This window comes from Pedobacter sp. 01T416_2 (assembly GCF_056398925.1).
Map to the genome: position 1 here is coordinate 1 of NZ_JBFTQI010000274.1, position 7,011 is coordinate 7,011.

General features: G+C 38.8%; 3 protein-coding genes. 1 reads left to right on the forward strand and 2 read right to left on the reverse strand.

Going from position 1 to position 7,011, the window contains the following annotated elements; genetic code table 11:
- Both AC1DPQ_RS13105 and AC1DPQ_RS13110 read right to left on the reverse strand, forming a co-directional pair.
- On the reverse strand, positions 1-1,533 hold a 1,533-nt coding region (locus tag AC1DPQ_RS13105; RefSeq protein WP_477609653.1), incomplete at its 3' end, for a RagB/SusD family nutrient uptake outer membrane protein.
- Positions 1,534-1,558: 25 nt separating this feature from the next.
- Positions 1,559-4,711, reverse strand: coding sequence for a SusC/RagA family TonB-linked outer membrane protein (locus AC1DPQ_RS13110; RefSeq protein ID WP_477609655.1), 3,153 nt, complete (start codon positions 4,709-4,711; stop codon positions 1,559-1,561).
- 430 nt (positions 4,712-5,141) lie between these two features.
- On the opposite strand from AC1DPQ_RS13110, the gene AC1DPQ_RS13115 reads away from it, so the two are divergent.
- Positions 5,142-6,713 (forward strand): PepSY-associated TM helix domain-containing protein, encoded by a 1,572-nt coding sequence (locus tag AC1DPQ_RS13115; RefSeq protein ID WP_477578831.1) that lies wholly within the window; start codon positions 5,142-5,144, stop codon positions 6,711-6,713.
- Positions 6,714-7,011 lie beyond the last annotated feature (298 nt).

Sequence of the window (7,011 nt, forward strand, 5' to 3'; positions counted from 1 at the left end):
AGCAAACTCTACCTGGCGCTCATTCATAATCGCAGTACGAAGATCGGTTTGAGAAACTGCTGTAATACCATAATTAGAACCAGCACCAGCAGCAATACCAGCACGTTGACGAATGGCATACAAAGCAGTTAACGCCTCGTTACTTTTGCCTATTTCATTTGCGCATTCGGCAAGGTTTAAAAGTAACTCGGCATAACGCATTGGCGAGAACCAACTTTTAGCACCAGAAGCTACACCTACTAAAGCATTTCTGTCTATAAGTGTATCTAAACCTTTACGTTGAAAAAATCCTGTTGCACAGTTTTCATCTCCATTTTGGATAAGTGGCGAAATACCTTGGAATAAAGTATTATCTCTTGACGGAACCGTAGTACTTGGTGTTGCAGTATCTTTCCATGTCCAGGCCAGCCAGTATGTACGAGATCTTGGATTTGTCATACCTATTGTATTTATATCTGGCGTAGGGTACACGGTACCACCACAATATATGGTTGCATAAAAACGATCATCTCGTTTGGTATAAAAATCTGTTAAAAACTGCTGATTATACGCAGCATTAGATAATTGATTTTTATCATATTGCATCGGGCTTCCATCACGTTTTGGATAAGCAAGCAATAATGATAATATTGGTTGATTGTTATTTGTGCTTCCGTTTGTAAATGGAAGGGGTCTAATAGCAGCAAAGTTAATATAAGCGTCAGGATAGTAATATTGCCTAGTCATAATTTGCTCTTTATTTGCCGAGTACCAAATTAACTTGTAGTTTGGAAACAGACCAAAACCTCCGGCATCTGCAGCTTGTACCGCAGTTTTAGCCGCGTTGTAAGCATTTGTCCACCTCGTTTGGTCGTTTGCAGGGTTAAATAATGGGCTTGCATACCATAAAAGCACTCTTGCTTTAAAACCAAGTGCGGCTACACGGTTAATTCTACCGTAATCAATCCCAGTGTAATTGGGTGGTAAAGCAGCAGCGGCTTCGTCCAAATCTTTTATAATTTGCGTAACACATTCAGATGTTTTACTACGTGCTACTTTCAACRAGTTTGGATCGTCAGGATTTTGTGTTTTTAAGATTAATGGCACACCACCAATAGATCTTACCATTTCCCAATAAGCCCAAGCCCGCCAAAATTTGGCCTCGCCTGTTAACCTGCTTTTGGTACTTGCACTGAGTACCGATGCGGGTAAACCAGCCAATTGATCCATAAAATAATTGGTTTTGTCGATATAGGTGTAGTTTAAATTAGTGAAGTTTTTTGTTACATCAACTATACCCATCTGAAAATTGGTTAAGTTTCCTCCGGTTCCGTTAATACCTTCGTCAGCATCTGCGCCACCGCTCAGTTCCCATCTGGGCATAAGGCCACCATATACATCGTTTAAATAAGCCTTAATTAAAACAGAGTCTGTCCATACATTACTTGGATTTATAGTTGCCGTATTTTGATAATCCAATCCTTTTTTACAAGACGAGCCTAATAGAATTAGGGCGATGTACAGGATAAATTTATTTTTATTTAGATATTTCATTTTGATTTCCTTTTAATGTTAAAATTTAGAAAGTTACACTAACACCAGCATTGTATGATTTGACAATTGGGAAAGACGTGCCAGTCTGCATTTCAGGATCATAGAATTTTTTATTGAATTTACTGATTACAAAAAGGTTAGATCCGGATACATAAAAACGGATGTTGTTTACGTATTTTTTATACAATTTTTGAGGAACATTATATGCAACATTTAAAAACTTTAAGCGTAAAAAGCTTGCATCTGCCAACCAAAAATCACTACCTGCAGTATTAACCGCCCATGCTTCATCATTTACACTGTATCGAGCAGGTAACCAAGAGCTATTAGGGTTATTTGGGGTCCATGATTGATCGTACCATGGTTGCCACATCCTGTTCCATTCTACCCCCCCAGACAAATCACGGTAAGATTTTTTGTAACCAAATGCACCATTAAAATTAGCCGTAATGCTTAATCCTTTCCACTCCGCATTTAAGGTTACACCCAATACTTTTGCATTATTGCTTTTGTTTAGTACTGTTATGTCTTGGTCGTTAATGGTATTGTCTCCATTAAAGTCTTTATATGCAAACTGTCCGGGTTTAGGTACACGGCCATTGAAATTATACCCCGGATGAGCAGCCAATAATGCATCAACATCAGCTTGCGATCTAAGCATGTGATCAACCGTGTAGCCAGTAATATAATTGGCAGAACGACCATTGCCTATCCAATTTTGATAATCGTAAGTTATATTTTGATCCCTTATAACATACCAAGAATCGCCATAAGTAAAGTTTAAGCCTACATTGTAATTAACTTCACCAGCTTTATTATTGTAATTTAAACTTAAATCAATACCATTTGCTTTCATTTTGCCATAATTTACTGATGGTAAAGGGCGACTAAAAGTTGGGGGTGTAGATTGAATTTTAGTGCTTAAAATATCATAGGTAAGCGTATGCCAATATTCTGCTGTAGCCGTAAAGTGTTTTAAGAAACTGATATCAACACCAAAATTTTTGTTCAAGTATTTTTCCCAGGTAATGTTTGGATTCGGATATACACTATATTGTATACCTGGATAAAGTGAAGGCGAGTCGCCAAAAATTGCACTGTTGCCAGCTGCGTATTTATCTTCATATTGCCAGCGTAAAGCATTAAAATCATCCCTAGCCCCATTTGGGTCTATTGGCACAAAATCGTTACCTGTTTGCCCAACTGAAGCTCTTATTTTTAAGGCTTCAATTCCTTTTACATTTTTAAAGAAATTTTCTTTAGAAATTACCCAAGCTGTAGATACAGAAGGGAAGAAACCCCAACGTTTATCTTTAGGGAAATATACTGAACCATCATAGCGATAAGCAAAAGTAGCAATATACTTGTCTGCGTAATCATAAGCAAATTGCCCGATAAACGATTTACGACCTGTTGTTGGCAGAAAACCATACATGTTACTAATTTGTTTTGTAGCTGTGCCATTTACAACACCTCCGCCACCAGTAGAAGCCCACCATTGGTCGGTAGTATAAATAGGGAAACCATTAATGGTGGCATCTATACCGTCGTACTTCCTTTCTTGACGCTCATACACCAATGCCGCATTTACATGATGTTTGCCAAAGTTTCTATCAAAGTTTAATTGAAGATTTAATTGATCCTCTTGATTCCAGGCTGATTTTTTTTGTATACTAGGCGTATGGAAACTAAGGCGCTGCCCTACATTAGAATTTAAATCCCAAATGCCGGGCTCAATTTGTTTCAATTGGTAATAGGTAAAAGGATGTTGGTATATTTTTTGATTGCTATTATTAAAACTTTTTATATAACCAACTTTAGCACTTAATCCTTCTAAAAAGGGCGCTTTGTAGGTTAAATTTAAGTTAGCTATAGAACTCAAGCTTTCTGAATTGTTGTAACCTGCTAATCCATTTGCTTCAGCCGGTTTGTTGGTAATCCAAAAATAATCTACCGGTAAACCCGAGGCAGAAAAAGATGGCATATAAGGTTGCCATACCATGAGTTTAGGATACATATCTCCTGACCAATCGCCTTGGGGGGCAGAAAATTTATTATTGTTTAAGCTAAGGCCGGCAAAAACCGCTACATCTTTGGTAAGGTTAGCTGTTATATTTGCCCTAACATTATATTTTTTCATGTTGGTGTTCTTGATAAATGTTTCTTGATCCACATAAGAACCGCCGATAAAATATTGAAGCTTATCTGTACCGCCAGATGCGCTTAAATTATGTGTAGTAATATAAGGGTTTACGTAAACATCTTTTAAGGCGTTGAAACCATAGCCCTTGCCACCACCAAAATCTGTATCTTTAAAGTAAGCTTGTGCAGCAGGGGTCCAAACGTTGTCTGCCGCTCCTGCAATTCTATGGTAAATATCGCCCCATTCCATAATATTGGTTAGCTTCATGTTATTTCCGCGAACGTCTTTTCCGGTATTTACCGAGTAGTTAACCGTTGCTTTACCTGCTTTACCGCGTTTGGTAGTAACCATTACTACACCGCCACCAGCACGAGAACCATAGACAGCCGTAGTAGCTGCGTCTTTTAAAATGCTTATTTCATCGATATCATTAGGGCTTAAATTATTAAACTCTGCAGCGTCGCTAGTAACTTTTCCGTCAATTACATATAAAGTTGGGGCAGGATTCCATGAACTTGATGTTCTTATGCTTATACTAGGCTGTTCTCCTGGTTTGCCACTTGGTGTAGAAACACTTAAACCAGACATTCTGCCAGCTAATAAATTACCTACTGATGTGGTCGGGATTTCAGTGTCTTTGTCTGTAAATTTAACTGTAGCTACAGATCCGCTTAAAAGCGTTTTCTTTTGCTTTGAATAACCGACAATTACCGTTTCACCTAAATTAATAGCGGTAGAGACCATTTCTATTACCRTTCCCGCTTTAGGTGTAACGGTTACAGTTTTATACCCGGTCATTGTAATTTTTAGCAATGCGCCACTGGGTACGGCAATTGTAAATTTACCCGACTCATCCGCCATTACCGAGGATGCAGCTCCCCCTGTAACAGTAATTGTGGCAGCTGCCAATGGAACTTTCCCTTCTGCATCAACTACTTTTCCCGATATTTTTACCTGCGCAAAAACATGATAGGACTGCAGTAAGATGAAAACGATTCCGAGCACCCTTAAGTGCATTTGTAATACCTGTTTCATAATCTTGATCTTTGGTTGGTTAGTTTTTTTGTTTGGTTTTTTCTTGGTTAGTTTAGAGCATAACAAAACAATCCATGCTGTTAGGATAAATCTCAGAAGAATACCTAGCCGCAACTACCACTAATTTGATCGTTTACAATGTTTTTTTTGCCCTTACCCTTGCTGGTGAATAAAATATGCCCTGAAACATCAAATAAACCACATCAGGGCTATCTACGTGAACTTTACCTCCTTCTCTGCCCAGGCATTTACAGTATTGTTGAGGTTTATCGAAGCAAAAAGTATAAAGGATCTATTAGGATGTAGATATAATTTTTTTATTTAAATCATTATTTAGACTTATTAAAAATAATTTGGATAAAAGCAATTAAAACGATTTCTTTGTAGGCATAAACCAATCATACTGCATAAGGGAATGCAACGCTCAAAAATGAAATCAGAACAGAATCCTAAAAGTCTAAACTGGGCAAAACACCAGAAACGGTGGTTTGGCAAATGGCATCTTTATGTTGGTATTATTGCAGGAGCAATTGTAGCTTTTGTAGGTGTTACCGGTAGTATTTTGGTTTTTCAGGATGAGATTGACCGTGCGCTGAATCCTACCCTGTTCGAGGTAATTGCAAAGAAACAAAAAATGCCCGTTGAGGATATTGTACCCTTGATCAGGAAAAACTATCCGGATCTGAAAATAGATTATCTGATGCTCAACAACTTCAAAAACCCCAATGAAGCTTACAGCGTTCTGAATTCAAAAAGTGGCGGAGAAACTTTTATTAATCCATATACCGGAAAAACAACGGGTAAAAGAATCCATACCAGCTCTTTTATCCATGTGGTTACCGAACTTCACCGAACATTGCTTATCCCTGTTGCCGGGCGTTATATCTGCGGACTGGCTTCCCTCTGCCTTTTAATTTTAACCATTTCAGGTTTGCGTTTATGGATCCCAAAGAAATGGAAACAGCTAAAATCGGCACTTAGCGTAAGGTTTAGGGGCTCATTTAAACGCCAGAATTACGATTGGCACAATTCGCTGGGCTTTTACTCGTCGTCTATTGTGGCCATACTAAGTCTCACGGGTTTTTCCATTACTTTCTCCACCCTGGTAATCCCTTTTCTTTTTTTATTAAGCGGAAAATCGCCGCAAGGCGTAGCCCAATTATTAGGCGCTAAATCGGCATGGCATGCACAGGCGGTACCACTTCCCCTTAAACAGATTGTTGCCGCAGCTAAAGAAAAAATGCCTAATGGTTATATTGGCGGGATTGCTTTTCCGGCCGACAAAACAGGAACTTATCGTTTGGATGTAGTGAGCGGAAACCTACCTAAAGTGGGGAAAAGAGAAATGCTCGTTGTTGATCAATATACAGGCAAAGTAATGTTGAACAGCCAGAAGGATTTCCCCAATGTTGGCAATGCTTATCTTAGCTGGTTAACACCAATCCATTATGGGAGCTTTGGTGGCAGGCCAACACAGATTATCGCTATCATCGCCGGTTTAATGCCCCTTGCACTTTTTATTACAGGTTTTATAATCTGGTGGCCCCGTTATAAAAAACAAAAGAAGGGCAAAAAACGAAAAACAAATGAAGCAGCTTTAGATGAGGCATTGGAAGCCCCTGCTGTTGAAAAAGAATTAAAACCAGCGAAAACAAAAACGCCGCTTCCGAAACTCGGCAAGTACTTTCTCTTACAGTTTAAATCGGGATTAAAATATGCTTCGATTATTCTTCCGATTAGTTTTATGATGGGTGCACTCTATGGCCTTCCTTCAGGAATTGTTATCCAGCCAGCCATTTTTGTAGTGGCCTTTAGCTGCGTAATGGTATGCCTGAATTTTATATGTGCATTGTTGTCTGAAATGTTCAATATCTTATTTCTCCTTCCCTTTAAAAAAGGCAGTCATAAGGTAACCCGCTATTTTGCCTTATCGACAGCATTTTTAGTGTGTTACCTGGCTGTGTATATGTTGTTGCTAAATACTGGTTTTGAGGTATTCTAGAGTGATCATATCACAGTAACATCCGACGGTCCCTGTGGCTATTTCTTTTCCATAAAATTTTTCAGCTGCTTTCGAACTTCCCGCTAGGGAACGTTTCATCGCTATCGATAGTAAGGTAAAAGCTTACAACGAAGAAAAACTTGAAATTTGATAATGACAGATTCCAATAGAGTGGTCGTCTTTCCCGCACAGGCGGGAATCTTAAAGCGCTTGCATTACGATTACTTATAAGTTTTCCTTTTTTCAGAGGCATTCATGAGCACTCCGTGGTTCCCAATCAAGTTGGGAATGACGATCC

Excerpts from the sequence above, each read along its gene's own strand:
- AC1DPQ_RS13115 (WP_477578831.1), top strand. The coding sequence starts at position 5,142 with ATGAAATCAGAACAGAATCCTAAAAGTCTAAACTGGGCAAAACACCAG.